This window comes from Phytoactinopolyspora halotolerans (assembly GCF_010550675.1).
GTDB lineage: Bacteria > Actinomycetota > Actinomycetes > Jiangellales > Jiangellaceae > Phytoactinopolyspora > Phytoactinopolyspora halotolerans.
On record NZ_JAAGOA010000002.1, the window covers coordinates 290,814 to 311,679 of the forward strand.

General features: G+C 68.3%; 22 protein-coding genes and 3 tRNA genes. 10 read left to right on the top strand and 15 right to left on the bottom strand.

Features of this window, described 5'->3' with window-relative positions:
- Positions 1-75: 75 nt before the first annotated feature.
- Positions 76-366 carry a type II toxin-antitoxin system VapB family antitoxin gene (locus G1H10_RS03690; protein WP_163732802.1) on the top strand — a complete coding sequence of 97 codons (291 nt, stop codon included), beginning with the start codon at positions 76-78 and terminating at the stop codon, positions 364-366.
- A gap of 197 nt (positions 367-563) precedes the next feature.
- Positions 564-1,121: a LytR C-terminal domain-containing protein gene (locus tag G1H10_RS03695; protein WP_163732805.1), complete on the top strand. Its 558-nt coding sequence runs from the start codon at positions 564-566 to the stop codon at positions 1,119-1,121.
- Here the strand turns inward: G1H10_RS03695 and G1H10_RS03700 are convergent, their stop codons facing one another.
- From G1H10_RS03700 to tadA, 3 genes are all read right to left on the bottom strand, one after another.
- Positions 1,122-2,615, bottom strand: a complete 1,494-nt coding sequence (locus G1H10_RS03700; RefSeq protein WP_163732807.1) for a potassium/proton antiporter — start codon at positions 2,613-2,615, stop codon at positions 1,122-1,124.
- 214 nt (positions 2,616-2,829) lie between these two features.
- Positions 2,830-2,916, bottom strand: a tRNA-Ser gene (locus G1H10_RS03705).
- Positions 2,917-2,982: 66 nt separating this feature from the next.
- The gene (gene tadA / locus G1H10_RS03710; protein WP_246219100.1) at positions 2,983-3,468 is read right to left on the bottom strand and encodes a tRNA adenosine(34) deaminase TadA; all 486 of its coding nucleotides are present in this window, start codon (positions 3,466-3,468) and stop codon (positions 2,983-2,985) included.
- Between the two features lie 80 nt (positions 3,469-3,548).
- Between tadA and upp the strand changes: the two genes are divergently transcribed.
- Complete coding sequence (upp, locus tag G1H10_RS03715; RefSeq protein ID WP_163732810.1) at positions 3,549-4,190, top strand: uracil phosphoribosyltransferase; 642 nt, start codon at positions 3,549-3,551, stop codon at positions 4,188-4,190.
- Between the two features lie 66 nt (positions 4,191-4,256).
- On the opposite strand, the gene G1H10_RS03720 is transcribed toward upp, so the two are convergent.
- Genes G1H10_RS03720 through G1H10_RS03730 form a run of 3 tightly spaced genes read right to left on the bottom strand, consistent with a single transcriptional unit; the run spans position 4,257 to position 7,047 of the window.
- Positions 4,257-5,627, bottom strand: a complete 1,371-nt coding sequence (locus tag G1H10_RS03720; protein ID WP_163732812.1) for an NAD(P)(+) transhydrogenase (Re/Si-specific) subunit beta — start codon at positions 5,625-5,627, stop codon at positions 4,257-4,259.
- Positions 5,624-5,923, bottom strand: a complete 300-nt coding sequence (locus G1H10_RS03725) for an NAD(P) transhydrogenase subunit alpha part 2 (protein WP_163732815.1) — start codon at positions 5,921-5,923, stop codon at positions 5,624-5,626. Before G1H10_RS03725 ends, G1H10_RS03720 begins: the two co-directional genes overlap by 4 nt.
- On the bottom strand, positions 5,923-7,047 hold the full coding sequence (locus G1H10_RS03730; protein WP_163732818.1) for a Re/Si-specific NAD(P)(+) transhydrogenase subunit alpha: 1,125 nt from the start codon (positions 7,045-7,047) through the stop codon (positions 5,923-5,925). Before G1H10_RS03730 ends, G1H10_RS03725 begins: the two co-directional genes overlap by 1 nt.
- 249 nt (positions 7,048-7,296) lie before the next feature.
- On the opposite strand from G1H10_RS03730, the gene G1H10_RS03735 reads away from it, so the two are divergent.
- A complete protein-coding gene (locus tag G1H10_RS03735; RefSeq protein ID WP_163732821.1) occupies positions 7,297-7,491 on the top strand; it encodes a tail-anchor membrane protein in 195 nt (64 codons plus the stop codon).
- Positions 7,492-7,575: 84 nt separating this feature from the next.
- On the opposite strand, the gene G1H10_RS03740 is transcribed toward G1H10_RS03735, so the two are convergent.
- From G1H10_RS03740 to G1H10_RS03765, 6 genes are all read right to left on the bottom strand, one after another.
- A complete protein-coding gene (locus G1H10_RS03740; protein WP_163732824.1) occupies positions 7,576-7,863 on the bottom strand; it encodes a hypothetical protein in 288 nt (95 codons plus the stop codon).
- Between the two features lie 105 nt (positions 7,864-7,968).
- Positions 7,969-8,979, bottom strand: a complete 1,011-nt coding sequence (locus G1H10_RS03745) for an Rv1681 family radical SAM protein (protein ID WP_163732827.1) — start codon at positions 8,977-8,979, stop codon at positions 7,969-7,971.
- Positions 8,973-9,788, bottom strand: coding sequence for an Rv1680 family SBP-like protein (locus G1H10_RS03750; RefSeq protein WP_163732829.1), 816 nt, complete (start codon positions 9,786-9,788; stop codon positions 8,973-8,975). Before G1H10_RS03750 ends, G1H10_RS03745 begins: the two co-directional genes overlap by 7 nt.
- A gap of 11 nt (positions 9,789-9,799) precedes the next feature.
- Positions 9,800-10,975 (bottom strand): Rv1679 family acyl-CoA dehydrogenase, encoded by a 1,176-nt coding sequence (fadE16, locus tag G1H10_RS03755; protein WP_163732831.1) that lies wholly within the window; start codon positions 10,973-10,975, stop codon positions 9,800-9,802.
- Positions 10,972-11,397, bottom strand: coding sequence for an Rv1678 family membrane protein (locus G1H10_RS03760; protein WP_163732834.1), 426 nt, complete (start codon positions 11,395-11,397; stop codon positions 10,972-10,974). The genes fadE16 and G1H10_RS03760 overlap by 4 nt, the downstream gene beginning before the upstream one ends.
- A complete protein-coding gene (locus G1H10_RS03765) occupies positions 11,394-11,936 on the bottom strand; it encodes a TQO small subunit DoxD (protein ID WP_163732836.1) in 543 nt (180 codons plus the stop codon). Before G1H10_RS03765 ends, G1H10_RS03760 begins: the two co-directional genes overlap by 4 nt.
- A 277-nt stretch (positions 11,937-12,213) precedes the next feature.
- Here G1H10_RS03765 and G1H10_RS03770 point away from each other — a divergent pair, with 277 nt between their 5' ends.
- The 3 genes from G1H10_RS03770 to G1H10_RS03780 all read left to right on the top strand — a co-directional run bounded on the left by G1H10_RS03770 (position 12,214) and on the right by G1H10_RS03780 (position 14,182).
- Positions 12,214-12,411 (top strand): hypothetical protein, encoded by a 198-nt coding sequence (locus G1H10_RS03770; protein WP_163732840.1) that lies wholly within the window; start codon positions 12,214-12,216, stop codon positions 12,409-12,411.
- 61 nt (positions 12,412-12,472) lie between these two features.
- The gene (locus tag G1H10_RS03775; protein WP_163732841.1) at positions 12,473-12,970 is read left to right on the top strand and encodes a hypothetical protein; all 498 of its coding nucleotides are present in this window, start codon (positions 12,473-12,475) and stop codon (positions 12,968-12,970) included.
- A 51-nt stretch (positions 12,971-13,021) separates the two neighbouring features.
- A complete protein-coding gene (locus G1H10_RS03780) occupies positions 13,022-14,182 on the top strand; it encodes a pyridoxal phosphate-dependent aminotransferase (RefSeq protein ID WP_163732845.1) in 1,161 nt (386 codons plus the stop codon).
- Positions 14,183-14,427: 245 nt separating this feature from the next.
- Here G1H10_RS03780 and G1H10_RS03785 read toward each other — a convergent pair.
- Positions 14,428-14,519 (bottom strand) — tRNA-Ser (locus G1H10_RS03785).
- Positions 14,520-14,586: 67 nt separating this feature from the next.
- On the opposite strand from G1H10_RS03785, the gene G1H10_RS03790 reads away from it, so the two are divergent.
- Together G1H10_RS03790 and G1H10_RS03795 are read left to right on the top strand one after the other, a co-directional pair.
- Positions 14,587-15,258, top strand: coding sequence for a phosphoribosyltransferase (locus G1H10_RS03790; protein WP_163732848.1), 672 nt, complete (start codon positions 14,587-14,589; stop codon positions 15,256-15,258).
- Between the two features lie 252 nt (positions 15,259-15,510).
- The gene (locus G1H10_RS03795) at positions 15,511-17,166 is read left to right on the top strand and encodes an LCP family protein (protein WP_163732851.1); all 1,656 of its coding nucleotides are present in this window, start codon (positions 15,511-15,513) and stop codon (positions 17,164-17,166) included.
- A 32-nt stretch (positions 17,167-17,198) separates the two neighbouring features.
- Here the strand turns inward: G1H10_RS03795 and G1H10_RS03800 are convergent, their stop codons facing one another.
- Positions 17,199-19,037 carry a phosphoenolpyruvate carboxykinase (GTP) gene (locus G1H10_RS03800; RefSeq protein WP_163733351.1) on the bottom strand — a complete coding sequence of 613 codons (1,839 nt, stop codon included), beginning with the start codon at positions 19,035-19,037 and terminating at the stop codon, positions 17,199-17,201.
- A gap of 478 nt (positions 19,038-19,515) precedes the next feature.
- Here G1H10_RS03800 and G1H10_RS03805 point away from each other — a divergent pair.
- Positions 19,516-19,591 (top strand) — tRNA-Arg (locus tag G1H10_RS03805).
- Between the two features lie 70 nt (positions 19,592-19,661).
- Here G1H10_RS03805 and G1H10_RS03810 read toward each other — a convergent pair.
- A complete protein-coding gene (locus G1H10_RS03810) occupies positions 19,662-20,807 on the bottom strand; it encodes a site-specific integrase (RefSeq protein WP_163732854.1) in 1,146 nt (381 codons plus the stop codon).
- Between the last annotated feature and the right edge of the window lie 59 nt (positions 20,808-20,866).

Here is a 20,866-nt window from a genome sequence, read left to right on the forward strand (position 1 = left end):
CGTCCGCTCGGCCGCGACGACGCGCGGGTGGGGGCGCTCGACCGTCGGCGGACGGAGGTTAATAGAATCCACGGGGTGATTTTCAAGCGTGTCGGCGAGGGACGTCCGTACCCGGACCACGACACCACCTTGCGCGAATGGGCTGAGCTGTCGCCTCGGCTGCTTCGGCTGGACGAGCTGGTCACCGTCAAGCGCACGCTCGACCTGGAGACACTGCTGGCGAAGGACTCCACGTTCTTCGGCGACCTCTTCCCCCATGTGGTCGAGTGGGAGGGTGAGTTCTACCTGGAGGACGGACTGCACCGGGCGCTGCGCGCGGCGCTGCAACAGCGTCCCGTCATCCACGCGCGCGTACTCGAGCTCTGACAAGCCCGCCGGACCCGCGCGTTCGGCGGGGTGTGCGGCGGCCTGTTCTGGGTAGACACGCCCGTCAGACCTCCGCCGCGCAGATCAACCGCGATCCGAGCTAGGCTTCATGGCCGGAACACGCTTGCCAAGGTAGAGCTGCCACGGGCGCGGGCTGGGAGCTCCTGCGCGAGCAGGAGAGTTGACGTGGAGGAGCCATGGAGCCGGGAGATCCGACGGATCGCTACGAGCTGACCGACGCCGAGGACGACTACCGGCCGAGGCACACGTGGCGCCATGTCCGCACCGCGGTGACGCTGCTCGTTCTGGTGGCGTTCGTGGTCGGTGCCGCCTGGTACAGCTGGAACAACGTCATGGAACCGACCGACGCCGACGACGCGGGCGACACGGTCGCGACCTGCCCGACGATGGCGCCGACGGATGCTCCTCCGCCGGAGGAGATCGAGGTGAACGTCTACAACGCGACCGATCGCGGTGGTCTGGCCCGCGACGTAGCGGGCACGCTGCGGGATCGAGGATTCGCCGTGCTGGACGTCGCCAACGATCCGCTGGACAAGACCGTCGAAGAGACCGCGGAGATCAGATTGCATCCGGACAGCGAGGCGGCGGCGAGCCTGTTGGCGTCGATGGTGCCGGACGCGGTCCTGGTGCGGGAGGAGCGAGACTCCCAGGCGGTGGACCTGGTGCTGGGGGAAGCGTTCGACGAGCTCGCGGCGATGCCAGGACCCGACGCGACCGACGCGGCCTGCCCGTGATCAGCGGCCGTCCTCGCCGAACCAACCGGCGAGCCGGCCACGCCTCCCGACCGCCCGGAGCCGTCGTTCGGTGGCGGCCCGCAGCGCGCGCGGAGCCACGACGAGGATCTCGTCACCGCATCGCAACGTGGTGCGATCGTCCGGTACCGAAGGCCGTGCGTCCCGGACCATCAGCGGGACGGTGACACCTTCGGGCAGTCTGAGCTCGCTGATTGTGACGCCGTGCAGCCGTGACTCGGGCGGGATCCGCACCTGGATCAGATCGGCTTCCACGCGTTCGAGGGGAGCGGATTCCAGTTCCGCGTCTTGCGCCTGCACACCCGGCGCGACGCCGAGCCGATCGGCCAGCCACGGCAACGCCGGAGCCTGCAGCAGGGTGAACAGCACCGCGACGATGAACACGACGGCGAACAGCCAATCCGCGTCCTCGACGTCCTCCGCCAGCGGAATGGTGGCCAGGACGACCGGGATCGCGCCGCGCAACCCGGCCAGCGACAGGAAGGTCTGCTCACGCAACCGCAGCTTGAACGGCAACGTCGACACCCATACGGCGATCGGCCGCGCGACGAACGTGAGGACGGCGCCGGATGCCAGCGCCGCCAGGAACGCCCCGGGCATCTGAGACGGGGAGGAGAGCAGGCCCAGCATGACGAACAGGCCGATCTGCGACACCCAGGCCAGTCCTTCGGCGAACGAGCGGGTGGCCGCGCGGTGCGGGAGCCGTGCGTTGCCGAGCACCAACGCACACACGTAGACCGCGGCGAATCCACTGGCCTGTGCGAAGGCGCCGCCGGAGTAGGCTAGGACGGCGAGAGTCATGATCATCAGCGGATACAAGCCCGGTGCCGGCAGTGCGATCCGGCGCAACATCATCGAGCCCAGCTGCCCGATCGCGAGCCCGATGCCGGCACCGGCGAGCAGCTGGTAGAGCACCATCAGCGCGACCACCACCGGGTGTCCCTCGGTGGCTTGGTCGGTGCTGATCAGGACGACCAGGACGATGGTGGGGGCGTCGTTCAACCCGGACTCCGCCTCCAGCGTGCTGGACATCCGCTTGGTCAACGGCATCCGACGCAAGGTGGAGAACACGGCGGCCGCGTCCGTCGGCGCGAACACCGCACCCAGCAGGATGGCGAGCGTCCAGTCGAGTCCGAACACGTAGTGCCCGAGCAGGGCCACGACCGCGGTGCTGATGCCGACACCGACGGTGGCGAGGGCCACCCCCGCTCCCAGCGCCGGGCGCACATCGTCCCAGCGTGTGGTCAGCCCGCCCTCGGCCAGGATGACGATCAGGGCCGCATACGCGAGTGACTGCGCGACGTTCGGATCGTCGAACTGGATGCCCAGTCCGGATTCGCCCAGGGCAACCCCGATGAGCAGGTACAACACCAGGGACGGCAAGCCGAAACGGACACTGGCGCGGACGGCGAGCACGGCGGCGATCAGGACCAGAGCACCGGCCAGCAAGAACACGTTGAGCGATGGGACGTCCACGCGTGTCCTTTCTTCCCCGTCTGCTTAGGGTGCCACGATTTCCGGCTGGGACGCCGCAACGACGCAACTCGGACACCGCACAGATACGACGAGCCCGTCCCGGTGGTGTCATCGGAACGGGCTCGACGCATGACGAGTCGTGAGGGCCATTCCTCACCACTCGGCTGAAGCGACGGGCCGTGTCGGAAGATGCACACGGCCCGCTCTTCTCGGGCGGTAGCGGTGGGATTTGAACCCACGGAGGAGTTGCCCCCTCACACGCTTTCGAGGCGTGCTCCTTAGGCCGCTCGGACACGCTACCGTCGTCGAGGGTACCCGAGACGTCCCGCGCACACGAAATCGGATCGGGGCACCGGGTTGGAGGTTCTCAGCCGCGCTGGGCGGCGAAGAACTCGGCGAGCATCGCGGAACACTCGCCGGCCAGCACACCTGCGATCACCTCGGGGCGATGGTTCAGCCGCCGGTCGCGCAGCAGGTCCCACAGCGAGCCCACCGCGCCTGCCTTGGGGTCCGCCGCACCGTAGACCACCCGTGTGACCCTGGCGAGCGCCAGCGCGCCGGCGCACATGGCGCACGGTTCCAGGGTGACGACGACGGTGACGCCGTCCAGCCGCCACGACCGCCGCTCGGCAGCGGCCTGGCGTAGCGCCAGCACCTCGGCGTGAGCGGTCGGATCGTGATCGAACTCACGACGGTTGTAGCCGCGGCCGATCACACGGCCGTCCGGATCTAGCACGACGGCTCCCACCGGCACGTCGCCGGCCTCCAACGCGTTCCGGGCTTCGCGCAGGGCTTCTCGCATGGCCGGGGCGTATCGGCGCTCCAGCGCGGCGATCGGGACCGGGGACGGCATACTGCGAGTCTAGAGAGCAGTGAAACCGCTCACGATGCCGCACGAGGCGCGCTCGAGGGCATACATGGCATGCTGTCCGCATGCGCCTGCTCGACGTCCATCACCCACTCGTCGCCCACAAGCTGGCCGTGCTCCGCGACCGGAGCACCAATTCGGCGACCTTCCGCCTGCTGACCGATGAACTGGTGACACTGCTGGCCTACGAGGCCACCAGGGATGCGCGGGTGGCCGAGATCGTGGTCGAGACCCCGGTGGCCCCGGCGCGTGGTGTGAAACTGTCGTCGCCGAAACCGATCGTGGTGCCGATCCTGCGCGCCGGCCTGGGCATGCTGGACGGGATGACGCGGCTGTTGCCCACGGCCGAGGTCGGTTTTCTCGGCATGATCCGGGACGAGCAGACCTTGCAGGCCACGACGTACGCCAACCGGCTTCCGGAGGACCTGACCGGCCGCCAGTGCTACTTGCTGGATCCGATGCTGGCTACCGGCGGCACGTTGGCGGCCTCGATCAGCTATCTGGCGGAGAAGGGCGCCGACCACATCACGGCGGTGTGCCTGCTGGCGGCGCCGGAAGGCCTGGAACGGGTGGAACGGGAGACGGCGGAGCTGCAGATCCCGGTCACCATCGTGACCGCGGCCGTGGACGAGCGGCTGAATGACAAGGGTTACATCGTGCCCGGGCTGGGCGACGCCGGCGACCGACTCTACGGCCTCGCCGACTGAAGAGGACACCGGCCGCTTCGCGGACGTCAGGTCCCTCCGGCCTGGCGCATGGTCGACGGACCGTCTCTACAGCGCCTTCACCGCGGTGACCAGTCCGGTCAGCGAGTCTTTCGCGTCACCGAAGAACAGCGTCGTCCGCGGGTTGTAGAGCAGCTCGTTCTCGATGCCGGCGAAACCGGGCCGCATCGAGCGTTTGAGGAAGACCACCGCCTGAGCTTGGTCGACGTCGAGGATCGGCATCCCGTAGATCGGCGAGCCCGGCGAATCCCGGGCGGCCGGGTTGACGACGTCGTTCGCGCCGACCACCAGCGCCACGTCCGTGTTGCGCAGCTGGCCGTTGGCGGTGTCCATCTCGAGCAGCTGCTCGTAAGGGACGTTCGCCTCGGCCAGCAGGACGTTCATGTGCCCGGGCATCCGCCCGGCGACGGGGTGGATCGCGTAGGAGACCTCGATGCCGCGACCCTCGAGCAGTTCGGCGAGTTCGTGGATGGTGTGCTGTGCCTGCGCCACGGCGAGGCCGTAGCCGGGGACGATCATGACCTTCTGGGCGTAGTTGAGCATGATGGCGACGTCGTCCGCGCCCGCCGAGCGGACCGGACGTTCGGAGACCGCGCCACCGCCGGCGGTGGAACCACCGCGGAACGCGCCGAACAGAATGGAGCTGATGGAGCGTCCCATCGCCTGCGCCATCAACCGGGTCAAGATCGTACCGCTGGCGCCGACCAGCGTTCCGCCGATCAACAGCAGCGCGTTGCCGAGTACGTAACCGCCGGCCGCGACGGCTATACCGGTGGCGGCGTTGAGCAGCGAGATCACGATCGGCACGTCGGCTCCGCCGACCGGCAGCACCAGCAGGACGCCGACGATGAGCGCCACCAGGCCCAGCACCGCCGCCAGCCAGGCGCTCTCGCCGTCACCGGCGTAGAGGAACACGGCCAGCACCAGCGCGGCGACCAGCGAGGCGCCGAACAACGTCGGTCCCGCCGGAGGCGTGACCGGACGGGTGGTGATCAGCTCCTGCAGCTTCAGGAACGTCACGACCGAGCCGCTGAAGGCGATCGACCCCACCGGCACGGTCAGCACCGCCGCCGCCAATGGGAAGACGGTCTCGGCCCCGGACAGCTCCAGCGACGCCACGAGCGCGGCCGCACCGCCGCCGACACCGTTGAACAGCGCCACCAGTTGCGGCATCGCCGTCATCGCCACGCGTCGTGCCGCCGGTATGCCGATGGCGCAGCCGACCACGATCGCGCCGATGATCCACGGCAGGTTGTCCAGCTCGTAGGCGATGAATGTGACGATCATCGCGCCCAGCGCCGCCGCGGCTCCGAGCAGGTTGCCCGTACGAGCTGTCTTCGGCGAGGAGAGACCCTTGAGTGCGAGGACGAAGCAGACGGCGGCGGCGAGGTAGGCGAGCTGTGCCCAGGTGTCGATCACGCGCCGCCTCCCGTCGACTTCTTGCCGCGGAACATCTCCAGCATCCGGTCGGTGACGACGAACCCGCCCACCAGGTTCAGCGTAGCCAGCACGGTGGCGACCACACCGATCGCCAGTTCCAGGCCGCCGTCCGCGTGGCCGGTGACGAGCACCGCACCCACCAGGATGATCCCGTGGATCGCGTTCGCGCCCGACATCAGCGGTGTGTGCAGTGTCGACGAAACCTTGGAGACCACCTCGTATCCGGTGAACGCCGCCAACACGAAGATGGTCAGGAGCGCGACCTCCGAGTCCATCAGCCCTCCTCTTCGAGCGATGCACGTGTGGGCTCGTGCCGCACCGTGCCGTCGTGGGTGACGCAGACGCCGTCGATGATCTCGTCGTCCAGATCGACGGTGATCTCTCCTTCGCTGGTCATCAGCAGGATGAGATTGACCAGGTTGGCCGCGTAGAGCCGGCTGGCGTGCACGGGCAGCTGACTGGGGACGTTCGCTCCACCCCACAGCAGCGTCTGGCCCACGGTCAGCTCTTCGCCCGGCCGGCTACCCTCGACGTTCCCGCCGGACTCGGCGGCCAGATCGACCACCACGCTGCCCGGCTTCATGGCTTCGACGGCGTCCCGCTCGACCAGCAGGGGAGCCGACCGTCCCGGGACCGCGGCGGTCGTGATGACGACGTCGGCGGCCGTGACGTAGGGAGCGAGCAGATCTCGCTGCTGCTGGGCCCGCTCCTCGGTCATCTCCCGCGCGTAGCCGCCGGCGCCTTCGAGGCTGGGCAGGTCGAGCTCGACGAACCGCGCGCCGAGACTGCGGATCTCCTCCGCCGAGGCGGCCCGGACGTCGTAGGCGTCCACGCGTGCGCCGAGCCGCCGGGCCGTCGCGATCGCCTGCAGACCGGCGACGCCGGCGCCCAGCACCAACGCCTGAGCCGGCGGGACGGTGCCGGCGGCGGTCATCGAGAGCGGGAAGAACCGGGGCAGCCGTTCGGCGGCGACGAGCACCGCGCGGTAGCCGGCCACCAGCGCCTGGGACGTCAGCGCGTCCATCGATTGTGCGCGAGAGATCCGCGGGACGAGTTCCATCGCGCATGCGGTCACCCCGGCGTCTCGTGCCTGCCGGACGAACTCCAGCTCGCTCGCGGTAGGGATGAACGAGAGCGTGATCGCGCCGGGTTTCAGGTTCGCCACCCGGACCGGGTCGAGGGGCTGGACCGACAAGATGACGTCGGATCCCTCCAGCACGTCGTCCCGGACGTCCGCTCCGGCGTCGCGATAGGCGTCGTCGGTGTGGAAGGCCGTGAGTCCCGCACCGGTTTCCACGACGACGTCGAGGCCGGCCCCGGTCAACCGGCCGACCAGTTCGGGCACCAGGGCGACCCGCTTCTCCTGCGGGCGAGTCTCCCGAACGACGGCGACCCTCATCGCGACCCGAAGCCTGCGGACTTCACTGGCGCCACACGCTTGTCGGCGCTGGAGCCCTCATGGGCATCTGTACGCGCACCTACGGACACGACGTTCCAACCTCCCACGCTGGAGGACCACTGGCGGGTGCCATTCTGGCACATCTCGGGGCCGGCATGGATGGCCCGAATGCCGCTGTCTTGCCGACCTTCGGGGGCGGCATAGACTGGACTTCGGATCTACCGAGCCGACGCGATGAGAGGTACGGCCATGGCGAAGAACACACCGGTTGTGGTCGGCGGGATCGCCGTCGGCGTCATCTTTTTCCTGCTCTTGCCGGGCTGGCTGAAGCTGCTGGCGATCGTCGCCATCATCGGTATCCCGGCCGCCGGTTACCTCATGCTCGACCCGTCCCAGCGCCGCCGCCTCCGCGAGCAGCGTCGTCGTCGGCGGATCGGTCCCTGAGCGCAGGTGAGACAGGCAACGGCCCCAGCCGGGTCTCGGCCGGGGCCGTCGAATCGATTCGTGGACGAGACCTGCGCGCCGTCGTCAGCGGTCCGTCTCGACGTCCATGGTGCCGTCGGGCTTGAGGGTGTAATAGGTCTGGTGGCCGCTGGGATACTTCGTGGCGACGGTGAGGTCGCGCTCGAGTCTCTCCGCGTGGTCCATGAGGATACGCAGGACGGCGATGTTCGTGGCGTCCTCGGCTGCCGGCTCGGAAGAGTCTCCGATGAAGAGTGTGAGTGCTCCTCCGTCATCGACGACGATTCTTGCTTGGGCCGCGGTGTCCGTGTCTACTGCCATGGTTGAGCTGTCCCCCGGGTTCTGCTCGGTCAAACTTTGTTCAGGCAACCGAGGCGCACACTATGCGAAGTTTGCCGTGTTGTGTAGTGGTTGATTTGTCAGGTTTATATGCATTTCTCGCGTGGGCTCGCCGGTTCGTCAGGCACACGTGAATCGCTGCGCTGCGAGTTCGCTCTCTCTTCGGTAGTCGGCGAATCGACGTCGTACTTCATCGATCGCATCGGCGAGCGGGAACAGGTCACGGGTGACGAGCTGATCGGCATGGTCCGCCGCAACCGGATGCCAGTACACGCCATCCGCCGTGACCGTCACCTCGGGGACCAGCGACTCCACCGTGAGCGTCACCCCGTCGTCGGCGAAACCGCGCTGGGCGACGGGGCGGATGACCCGGTCCGCGCGTTCGATCCCGAGGCCGTCGAGCAGTCCGTGGAACGCCGCGGTCTCGTCGGTGCCCGCCGCGCCGGGTGAGACCGTCGCCGCCACCCGCACCCGGAAGCCTTCGTCCCGGGCCGTCCGGATCCCGTCCAATGCGCGCTGCCAGCTGCCGGCCCCGCGGTGCAGGTCATGCAGGTCCGGCGTCGCGGAGTCGAGACTGATCTGCAGCGCCAGCCCGTCTCGCGGCATGGCCCGCAGCATCCGCAACCGGCGGCCCCGAAACAGCATGCCGTTGGTGAGCACCGTGGTCGGCAGCCGCGCCACGCAGTCGCGGACGATCTCGTCCAGGTCGAGCAACAGGAAGGGCTCGCCGCCGGTCAGGTAGACCTCGGTCACGCCGTGCTCCGCGCCTTCGGCGACCAGCCTGCGGATGCGTTCCGGACCCACCGCCCGACGTTCCGCCTGCGGGGACGAGCGGGCGCAGCAGTAGTCGCATGCCAGGTTGCAGTCGAAGTTGGTGTAGATCCACAGCCGGGTGCCCGGCTGTCGCTCGGGCGGGATCTCGGCCAGGACGGCGTCGTCGTCGGGAATCGGTCCGCGCATGATCACCGCGACGCCGTCGTCGATCCGGAGCAGCCGATGGCCCGCACGTTCGCACCAGCGCCCCACCAGCTCCGGGTCGCTGTCGCCGACCTGGACCGGGACCCGTTCCCCGGCAGCGGCGGCGCCGACACGCGCGACCAGGTCCACGAGGGTTCGCGCGTCGCCTACCATCGGGCCGGGATCCCTTGCTCTTCGACGGCGGTGAACAGCGAGGCATACCCGTCCAGCTCAGGGAGGACCCACTCACGGCGCAGCCCTTCCAGCTCCATGACCGTGCGCTGCTTCGGATCGTCCCACGACATCGCCAGCAGGTGATCGACGAACAGCTTGCCGACGTCGTCCGGCAGCGAGTCCAGCGCGGTGAAGTTGCAGTGGCAGTACTCCGGCGAGCGCCAGAACTCGGTCAGCGCGTCCGGCATCAACTCGTCCGAGCCGATCGCCTCCCAGGTGTTGATGCCGAGGGCGACGGCGTCAGCCTCCTCGTCCAGCAACGCCCGGACGGCGTCCAGTTCGCTCCGCCCGGTGTCGCCATGTTTGCCGAGATCGGTGTCGATGCGGATCAGTTCGACGTCGTCCGTTCCCAGGCCGGCGTCGCGCATGTACTTCACCGGCAGAATCGCCGCCTGAGCGGAATCGCGCGAGCCGAGCGCGACCCTGCGCCCCCGCAGGTCGGCCAGGTCGCCTAGACTCGCCCCGGCGCGGGAGACGAAGACGGTCTGGAAGGTCCGGTCGATGTCGCGCATGGCGAGCGCGCGGCAGCGCCCATCGGTCTGCAGGACCGTCCGCACCCAGGCCAGGTTCGTGTTCCAGGCGATGTCGATCGTGCCGTCGATCAGGGCATCCACCTGCCGGCCGTAGTTGGAGAACAGCACGAAGTCCATCTCCACCGGGCCGTCGGCGAAGTAGTCCCGGATGCCTTCCCAGATCGGGACGACGTTGGTCGTGTACGCCACCGCACCGACAAGTACGGCTTGTCTCATCGCCCTGCCCCCTATCCGAACACCGGCTGACCGGTGATCGCCTTGCCGTAGAAGTCGTACAGCACGTCGGCCGTCGGCGCCATCACGTGTCCAGCTCGCGCGTCCCGGAAGAAACGCTCCAGCTGCAGGCGGTTCGAGAACGCCGCTCCGCCGCATACCCGCATCGCCGCGTCGGTGACCCGCAGCGCCGTGTCGTTGGCGAACGCCTTGACCCCGAGCACGTGGAGCATGGTCTCGTCGCCGGGTGCGGCCAGGCTGCGCGCCGTGAGGTCGATGTACGAGCGAGCCGCGGCCACGTCGAGTGACATCTTGGCGAGCTGGGCGCGGATCGTCGGCAATTGGGCCAGCGACTGGCCGGTGTGTTCCAGCGTGGATCCGGACGCGTGCGTCACCGCCGCGCCGACCGCGGCCTGCGACAATCCCGCCGACACCGCGGCGTTGCCGAGGTTGAACCATGGCATGACAGCATCCAGCATCAGTTGGAATCCGCCGCCGGGTGCGCCGATCCGGTCGTCGTCGGTGACGTCGAGCTGGAACGTCATCGGTGCCGAGGCGTTCCCTCGAAGGCCCAGCCCGCGCCATGCGCCGGCGACGGTGACGCCGTCGCGCCCGCCGGGTACCGCGTAGAGGTCCACGGCCGGGGACGCGGCGCCGGCGTCGCCCGTGGCCAGCGTCGAGACGACGTAGACGTCGGCATGGCCTGCTGAGGTGACGAAGCTCTTCTTCGCATCCAGCGTGACAGCGTTCGTGCCGCCTTTCCCGGGATCGCCCGACGATGCCGGCCGGGCCTGCGAGGTGGGCGCCCAGAAGTGCGACCGCGAGCCTGGTTCGGAGAAGGCCAGGGTGCCGAGCGTCGTACCGTCGGCCAGCTCTTCCAGCAGTTTCGGATGGCCCGGCGGAGCGGCCGCGGCGGTGGTCATGGCGGCGCTGAGGTGCATGAGGTAGACCATGGCGGTGGATCCGCACACTGACGCGACCTCGGCCAGCGCCCGGGCGGCTTCCACCGGCCCGCCGCCCATGCCGCCGATGTCGGCGGGCAGAGTGAGACCGAGCAGGCCGCTTTCGCGGAGCGCGGTCACGGCCTCGTGTGGAAACCGGCTGTCGGCGTCGACGTCCGGGGCGGCGGCGCGAGCCGCGTCGAGAACCGGCGCGAGCGCGTCGGTGAGGTGTTCGTGGGTGAGATTCATCCCGTTCCCTTCCAGCTGGTGTCCGATGGTGACTCCGGTTGTGCGGACGGTTCGGCGGCGTCGCGGGGTGTCAGCCCCACGACGAGGAGCCCGGATCCGAGGCCGACCCAGAACGATGCGGCGCTGATGTTGCCGCCCAGCCAGTCGTCGCCGGCGGCGGTGGAGATCACCTGCAGGACGGCGGCGATCAGGTAGGCGGTGCCGGCGACGACGGCGAGGACCGGGCGGGCGAGCAGCCCTGCTAGGCAGGCGAGAGCGCCGACGCCGAGCGCGATCGCGACGGACACGCCGTCCAGCCAGATGAACCTGAACTCCTGCAGACCCTCGGCGACGAAGACCACGCTGACGATGGAGGCCGCCCCCATGACGACGCACGCCCGGTCGAACGGATGCCTCGGGGAGGTGGCGCCGGGGCCGCTCATGACAGCCGCTCCAGCAGCCGGGCGAGCGCGGTGTCGCTCCGTCGCCAGGCGGGACGGAGCACACCGTCGAGGCCGCCGTACCGGCCGGCGGCCGTCGCGAAGAGCATCAGGTGGACCAGGAACATCAGCAGGTAGGCCCAATACCACTCGTGTGGCGCGTTCAGGGTGGAGAGCGAGATCACGATGCTCTGGCCCATGCCGACCACGGCCCACGCTCGCGTGGCCAGGCCGACGAGCAGGAACGCGCCGAGCGACGCCTCGACGATGAGGACCAGCCAGCCGAAGAGAGCGAAGTTCGGCACGACCACGTTCTCCACGAACCACGCGTACGGGGCCAGCACCTCGTGTTCGACCGCCTGAAGCGTCCATCGGTACAGGGTTCGCGGCGGGTCGCCCTCGCCGAAGTCCGGCGGCTGTTTCCAGGAGACGTTGTCGATCCACAGCAGTGCGACGCCGACCCGGCACGCACCGAGGAGCCAGCCGTTGAGCCGGGAGGCCGTGAGCGCGGTTCCGACGTCCGTCGGTCTCGATACCGTCATGGGCACGTCCGCTTCGTCGCGTCGTCGGTGCCGGCCGCGTGCACGGCCACCGTCTGGGCTGGTCCGCCGGTGAGCGAGCCATTGGTCCGATGGAAGCACGACGCGTGCCGCATGATCCTTACAAACTGCGAAAGGACTGGCGGGTTCGCCGCCGTGCGGGCATCCTGGTACTTGGCATTTCGTTCCAGTACGTCCGGGTTCGTCGTCGTCGCCGCTGTCGTCGTCGAGATGAGGCCGGGACCGGTCGTGTGGCCGGTCGAAGCTCCAGGGGGAGTCGATGAGCGCACAGGTCGCGATCGTGTGTGACCGATGTGGCGATATCGGGGCAGTCGGGGCGACAGCACCCGAGCTCCGTGACGGCCTGAACGGCTGGTCCTGGCGGAACGGCCTGGACACGTGTCCGTTGTGCCGGCTGGTGACATCGGACGTGTCGTATGCCGGCCAGGCCCGCGCCGACGGCGGGTTCCGGTCTTAGTGTTCTGTCAAGGACACCTGCCGGCGCACCCGAGTCGTCGCGCACATGTGACACTGGTGGTGTGAGTCGTACGGTCTATCGGGCGCCGATCGCGCTCGGCGTGCGCGGCCTCGGATTCGGCGCGGTCGGTCTGGGGGCGTGCGTCGTCGGAGCCACCCTGATCCGTGCCGCGGACGTGGACGGCCCCCTCGGGGTGGTCCTGTGGGTGACGCTGGGGATTCTCGCCGCGGTGGCGTTGGTCTTCTTCGGCACCGGGACGGCTCGGGCGGCCGGTCTGCGCAGTCGCCTCGTCCTCGACGAGGACGGCTTCCTGAATGCGACCGGGCCGGGTGCTGGGGTACGCCGGGTGGCCTGGCGGGACGTCCGCAAGGTGCAGGCCGACGGTTCCGTGGTCTCGGTGGACGTGGCCGGGAGCCGGCAGAGCCTGATCCGGACGTCGGCGCTCGACGTCGACCCACGAGAGCTCGCCCGCGAGCTACGGTCGCGGCTGAACCGAAACCGCGGGTACACCCCGTTGGGCTCCGCGCAGGCGGAGCGTGTCGACGGCGTGGGAAGGTGAACACACGCGTGGTGCCCTGAAGACGCGGGTGCTGAGCTGGAGGTCTGGCGCATGACGGTGTCGCGGCTGAAGGACATCCCCGGAATCGGGGTCGACAAGGTGGGCGATGCCGCCGACGCGGTCGGCGATCCGGACTTTCTGCGTCTGGAGAACCTCGATACCGATATCCGCCCACCCGAGGTCGCACTCGCCGTGACCCGAACCGCCATCGACAGCGACGATGCCAACAGCTATCTGCCGTTCCAGGGGCACGCGACCCTGCGCGAGGCGGCCGCGGCGCACGTCGGGCGGATCGCTGGACGTACGTACGACCCGGCCACCGAGTGCGTCTCCGTGGCGGGAGGGCTGAACGGCGTGCTCAACGCGTTACTCGCGATGGTCGAGCCGGGTGACGAGGTCGTCATCTGTGACCCTGCATACGCCGGCCTGGTCAACCGGATCCGGCTGGCCGGTGGCATCCCGAGATTTGTGCGATCGATCCCGGCGGCTGACGGTTGGCACACCGACCCCGATGCGTTAGGCGCGGCCGTAGGTCCCCGGACGGCGGCGGTGCTGTTGATGAGCCCGTCGATGCCGACCGGTGCCGTCCTCTCCGACGCGCATTGGGATGCGCTGGCCGGTGCTCTGGAGCGCTCGGACGCGTGGGTGATTTACGACGCCGCCATGGAACGGATCCGGTTCGACGAGCGTGGACCGAGTCACCCCGCGCTCCATCCCGGCCTGGCCGACCGGACGGTGACAGTGGGCTCGGCGTCGAAGGAACTGCGGATGATCGGCTGGCGGGTCGGTTGGGTCGTCGGCCCCGCCAGGATCATGTCCGACATCGGACTCGTCGGCCTGACCAACGTGGTCTGCCAGGTCGGCATCGCCCAGCAAGCCGTCGCCGCGGCTCTGACCGCCGACGATGCGGATGGCGACGTGGCGGAGGCCACAGGGGTCTGGCGACGCCGGCGCGACACGGTCCTCGAGCAGCTCGCAGATTACCCGTGCGTCCGGCCGGACGGCGGATGGTCACTGCTGGTGGACACGACTCAGCTCGGCCTTGCCCCGGCCGAGGCCTCGGCTCGCCTGTTCGACAGAGCCAAGGTTGCCACCACGCCCATGAACGGGTGGGGACCCGGCGGCGAGTCCTATCTGCGCATCGTGTTCGCCAACGAACCCGTGGAACGCCTCGCCGAACTGGGGGCGAGATTCCGTACCGCCTTGGGCTGACGCGAGGTGAGGGCTGTACGAGCCCCACCTCACGGTGTGACGGGTTCGTCGTCAAACCGGAACGGATCTTCGCAACCGTCTGGCGTTCTGCATGGCCATTCTCCGCACCACCGTGTGGAGGCAACGCCAAGTAGACCAGCGGATACTCCCACGAGAGGCGGAGCTGAGGCCGAGGCCCTTCCGGGAAAGGCACCGACCGGGCACGATCGATATGTGGGTGATCGCCAGGACGTGCCTGGTCGGAGTGGCGGAGGCGGCGGGATTTGAACCCGCGAGAGGTTTGACCCTCAACCCGCTTAGCAGGCGGGCGCCATAGACCGGACTAGGCGACGCCTCCACACCTCAGGAAAACCTGCGGCGTGGCAAGGGTACCCGTAGAGCGCATGAGAGAGCAAAGTCGAGGTATGAACGTCACCCGCGAGCCGTGGCGGGACCGGTCCGAGGCCGGTCGGGAGCTGGGCGAGGCGGTGCGCGCGACCCTGGGCAGGCGTCCCCGGGAGCATGGTGCACCGCTGGTGCTCGGCCTTCCACGTGGCGGCGTGGTGGTCGCTGCGGAGGTGGCCGCCGCCGTCGGCGGTGACCTGGACGTCCTGGTGGTCCGGAAGGTGGGTGTGCCGTGGCACCGCGAGCTTGCTCTGGGCGCGGTCACCGCATCGGACGTGCGGGTGTACAACTCCGAGGTCATCCGCCGGACGCATCTCGGCGAACAGGACACTGAGGCCGCCTTCGCCCGGGCGCGGGCCGAGGCCGCCGAGCACGAGCAGCGGTTCCGCACTGGCCGGCCGGCTCTGTCGAAGGCGGACCGGCCGGTCGTCGTCGTCGACGACGGCATCGCCACCGGCGCCACCACACTCGCGGCTCTGCAGTTACTGCGGAAGGGCGAATCGCCTCCCGAACACGTCACACTGGCGGTACCCATCGCACCGGCCGACACGGTGGCCCGGCTGGAGCCGTATACGGACGACGTCGTCGTGCTGCACACGCCGAGGCATTTCGTGGCGGTCGGCGAGTGGTTCATCAACTTCACGCAGGTGACCGATGAGGAGGTGCAGGAGTTCATGGCCGGTGACAGATGAGCCGTGAGCGCTGTGAGGTGAGCCGCAGGTCAGTGGGAGTCGAGCCGCGGGCGTCGAGCGTCGCCGGGCACGTTCCACCGGCTCATGGTGGTGCCGAGCGCCTGCTGTGTTGTTGATTTGTGTCACACCTGGCAACCTTGTCCCGGCGTCGGACGTCATTACATATGAAGTTTGCTTTGCCGGGGCCTGTCTGAGCGATACACCCCTTAGACTGGCTCGCGGCCGGAATGATCGTCCAGGAAAGGTGGAATCGTGAGTAGAGCGAGGGGCCCACGCGGGGCTCGCACCGCTCGGCTCGCGACGCGCCGCAAGCAGAAGCAGCAGCGTTATGGCCGCTTTCTTGGATTCGCCGCATTGGGCTCGTTGCTGCCCGGAGCCGGCCTGATCGCTGCCGGTAGGCGACGCATCGGGACGTTCCTCTTGGTGGTGCTCGCGATGGCCGCCGCGCTCGCGCTCGCCGTCGTCATCCTGGTTCCGCAGGGCCGGTTGTTGTCGTACGGCGGGGACCGGCAGATGCTGCTGTTGATCGGTGCGGGCCTGGTCGCGGCATCGGCGATATGGACCGTCGTCGCGATCACCAGCCACCGATTACTCGAACCCGAAGGGCTGCCTGCCGGTAAGCGCCTGACCGGCGCGGTTGTGGTGATCGCCGCGACGTCATTGGTCGTAGCGCCGCTGGCGTTCACGGCGAACACCGCGCTTACGCAACGGGACCTCATCGGAGCGATCTCCTCCAGCGGTCACAGCCACACCACGCCACATATCGCGAACAAACGTGACCCGTGGGCGGACAAGCCGCGCTTGAACGTTCTGCTGCTGGGCAGCGACGCGGGCGACGGACGCGACGGCGTCCGGCCCGACACGCAGATCGTGGCCAGCATCGACACCAAGACGGGCGACACGACGACCATCTCCATTCCCCGGAACCTCCAAGGCTTTCCGTTCCCTGATGAGAGCCCGCTCTCCGACATCTATCCGGATGGATGGCTCCAGCCCGCGGGCGCGGACCCGGGCGAATGGATGATCAATGCGGTGTACCGGAACGTGCCCGCCACGCACCCAGACATCTTCGAAGGTGTCGGCAACCCGGGCGCGGACGCCACCAAGTGGGCGGTCGAGGGCGCGCTCGGCATCGACATCGACTACTTCCTGATGGTCAACCTGGAAGGTTTCGCCTATATCGTCGACGCCCTCGGCGGGATCACGCTCGACGTGCCGCGGGACATTCCTATCGGGAACAAGGAACTCCCCGGTGGCGGCTGCACGACGCCACGCGGCTACATCGAGGAGGGCGAGGACCAGGAACTGAACGGGCATGAAGCCCTCTGGTTCGCGCGTTCCCGGTGCGGCGCGGACGACTACGACCGGATGGCCCGTCAGCAGTGCGTGATCGACGCGATCGTCACGGAGGCGAATCCCCGGAAGCTCCTCACCCAGTACCAGAGCCTGGCGTCGGCCACCACGGAGACCGTGGAGACCGACGTCCCGGATGACCTGTTCCCCGCGCTGATCGAGCTTCTGATGACCGTCAAGGACGGCACGATGGAGAGCCTCACACTCGACCGGGATTTCTTCGGGGAGATGGGCGCCACCTCCGCCAACCCGGACTACGCGCAGGTCCACGAACGCATCGCGGAGATCCTTGAACCGTCGAGCGGCGGAGGCTCCGACGAGGAACCGGACGAGCAAGACACCTCTCGCGCCGATGAATCCGACGAAGCCGACGCATCGACGGACCCGACAGACTCGAATCACGCCTCCGGCGCCTCGGATACCGATACCGACGACGCTGCCGATGCGGAGATCGTCACCGTGACCGAGGAAGCCCCGTCCGACGGAACGGACGACGGCGGGGAAGAGGACGAGCCGGCCGGCGACGAACCCGTGGAGACCGAAACCACGTGCTGAACCGGCCGGCTCTCGTCCGGCGGCCGGCTTGCTCAGGCCATCCCTAGCCGGGCCTTGAGGCCGTCGAGTTCGGCCCAGAGCAGGGTAGGCAGCTTGTCACCGAACTTGGCGAACCACTCTTCGATCCCGGGCACCTCGTCACGCCATTCGGCCGGATCGACGCGCAGGCACGCCTCCAGCTGTTCCCGGGTGAGCGAGAGCCCGTCGATGTCCATTGACTCCGGCGTCGGCACATGGCCGATCGGCGTTTCCACGGCGGAGGCGTCACCCTCGAGCCGCTCGACCACCCACTTGAGAACGCGCCCGTTCTCGCCGAAGCCAGGCCAGATGAAACGCCCCTCGTCATTCCGCCGGAACCAGTTGACGTAGAAGATCTTCGGCAGTTTGGCGTCGTCGGCCTCCTTGCCGAGCGAGATCCAGTGGTCGAAGTAGTCTCCGCCGTTGTAGCCGATGAACGGCAGCATCGCCATCGGGTCGCGCCGCACGACGCCGACCTTGCCGGCCGCGGCGGCCGTCGTCTCGGAAGAGAGCGTCGCCCCCATGAAGACGCCGTGCGTCCAGTCTCTGGCCTCGGTCACCAGCGGGATCGTCGTCGCCCGGCGGCCGCCGAACAGGATGGCCGAGATGGGGACGCCGCGCGGGTCGTCGTACTCCGGCGCGATGATCGGGCATTGTGTGATCGGAGTGCAGAACCGCGAGTTCGGATGCGACGACGGCTCGTCGGAGTGCGGTGTCCAGTCGCGTCCCTTCCAGTCGGTGAGGTGGGCGGGCGGCTCGTCCGTCATGCCCTCCCACCAGATGTCGCCGTCGTCGGTGAGCGCGACGTTGGTGAAGACGCTGTTGCCGCGCGCGATGGTGCGCATCGCGTTCGGGTTGGTATCCCATCCGGTGCCGGGGGCGACGCCGAACAGGCCGTACTCGGGGTTGAGTGCGTAGAGCCGACCGTCGTCGCCGAAGCGCATCCATGCGATGTCGTCGCCGAGTGTCTCCACCTTCCAGCCCGGGATGGTCGGTTCCAGCATCGCGAGATTGGTCTTTCCGCAGGCGGACGGGAACGCGGCGGCGATGTAGCGGACGACGCCGGTGGGCGAGGTGAGCTTGAGGATGAGCATGTGCTCGGCGAGCCAGCCTTCGTCGCGGGCCATGACGCTGGCGATCCGCAGCGAGTAGCACTTCTTGCCGAGCAGCGAGTTGCCGCCGTAGCCGGAGCCGTAGGACCAGATCATCCGTTCCTCAGGGAACTGGGTGATGTACTTGGTCTGGTTGCATGGCCACGGGACGTCTTCCTGGCCGGGTTCCAGGGGCGCGCCGACGGAATGCAGGCAGGGAACGAAGTCGGCGGTACTGCCCATCGCCTCCAAGATCCGGGCCCCCATGCGGGCCATGATCCGCATGGACACGACCACGTAGGGGGAGTCGGTGAGCTCGACGCCGAACATGGGATTGGACGACTCGACCGGGCCCATGCAGAACGGGATGACGTACATGGTGCGGCCGCGCATGCAGCCGCGGTACAGCTCGGTCATCTCCGCCTTCATCTCGGCCGGATCGCGCCAGTTGTTGGTGGGACCGGCGTCTGCCTGGTCGACGGAGCAGATGAACGTACGCTCCTCGACGCGCGCCACATCCGTCGGGTCGGTGCGGGCCCAGAAGGAGTCGGGCTTCTTCTCCGGGTTGAGGCGGACGAGTGTTCCGGCGTCAACGAGCTGATCGGTCAGCGCGTTCCACTCGGCGTCGGATCCGTCGCACCAATGGACCCGGTCCGGCTGAGTGAGTTCGGCCACCTCTCGGACCCAGGCAAGCAGTCCATGGTGGGAGGTCGGGGCGTTCTCCAGGTCGTGCGCGACGTGCTGGTCGATGATCGCTGTCATGGCGGTCGGCTCACCCTCTCGTGCGGCGTCTTCCGGGCCGGAGTCTTGTAGCGGGTATGCGAACGTCACCCGGACCAGTCCGTTCTGGAGCGGGTCGATGCTCGCTGGAGTTACCCCGACCATAGGTGGCCTATCTCATCTCGTGGGATGAACAGAGGGGTGAAGAGTTTCACAAGAGGGGCATTAAATCGGCACAAAATGGACATTGGTACGTACGTCATCGGACCATGCCCACGCGAGGTCCGTACCAATGTCGCGCTTCTCTGGCTTCTTGAGTGCACGTAACGCACGGAGCCGCTCCACGCCGCCCAAGCGTTACGTAAACTCAAGAAGTCAGCTCGTGTCCGCGCCGCCTGAGCGGAGAGGATCACGGTGCTGGAAGGCGGTGACCGGCGGCGCACGTGTCGGCGGACGTGCCGATTTCATCTTCCGGGGTGTGGGCCGGTACACTCGTTCCTCGGTCCGGCAAACAGGCCGTGCGCCCCTAGCTCAACGGATAGAGCATCTGACTACGGATCAGAAGGTTGGGGGTTCGAATCCCTCGGGGCGCGCCAAAACGAAGTGGCTGGTCAGATTCATCTGGCCAGCCACTTCGTCGTTGTGCGACCACTTTACGACCATGATTCACTTTGTCGGGCCGAGCACGGCGGCGGCGCTGGTGGAGGCGACGCCGCGTCCCATGTAGACGTTTTGGGTCATGCTGGGCTCTTCGTGGCCGAGGTGGTCGGCGATCTCGCGAGCGGTGAGTCCGGCCTGGTCGAGGCGGGTGGCGACGGTCTTGCGGAACGTGTGGGATGTGACCCAGTCGTAGCCTCCGATCCGGTCGAGGGCTTTGCGCAGGGCGCGATCGGCGTTGGTGGGCAGCCGCACTCCGCCGGTACGGGTCGGGAAGAGTAGGTCGTGCTCGTTGGCGTGCCGGGTGATGCCCGTGCGTCGGCGGCATAGTTCGACGATGTGGTCTGGCAGGGCGATGACGCGCCAACCGGCGGCGGTCTTGGGTCGTTCTTCGAGGACTGCGCCGTGGCCCTTCTTGTAGGTGGCTTTGGCGTTGACTTCGAGGACGCCGGCGTCGAGGTCGACGACGGTGGCGCGCACGCCGAGGGCCTCGCCGATGCGTAGTCCGGTGCCGAGCATGAACTCGGTCAGGTCGACGATGTCGTCAGCTGCGGCGAGCTTGTCGGCGCGGAACTTGGCGAGGACCTCGCTCTCTTCGGCGAGGGTGAGGGCTCTGGGGCGCTTCCTCGTCCCGCGTGGGATCTTCGCCGTGTTGGTGACCGGATTGGCGGGCAGCGCGCCGTGGCGTACGGCCATGCCGAGCAGCAGCGACGTGACAGTCTTGGCGGTTTTCGCTGCGGCGGGTCCCTGGTTCGTGCGGACGGCTTTGAGGTACCGGTCGACGGTGGGGACGTCGCATTCGCTGATCTGGAGTGCGCCGAGCGCGGGGAGGACGTGTGTAGTGAGGGTGCGGCGGTAGAGGTCTTTGGTGCCGTCGGACAGGTCGGCGTCGTCGATCTCGGCCAGCCACATGATGGCGAGGTCGCGGACCCGGGTGGTGGCGGCAATCTGGTCGTGATCGGTGGGGCTGCGCCGGTCGCGCAGGGCTTCCTTCAGGCGTCGCTCCGCAGCCGCTTTCGACGGACCGTACCGGGTGACCGGCCGTGTCATGCCGTCGTAGTCGCGGAACAGAGCGCGTGCTCGGATGGTGCCGTTGTTCATCCGGGTGAATCCGATGGTCCCCGCCGTGCCGACGGGGAGGGGCGGTCGGCCCATCAGGAACTCCTGATCGGTGTGGTTCTCATGTTGTGAGGGAGCCCTCCGGGCGCGCACAC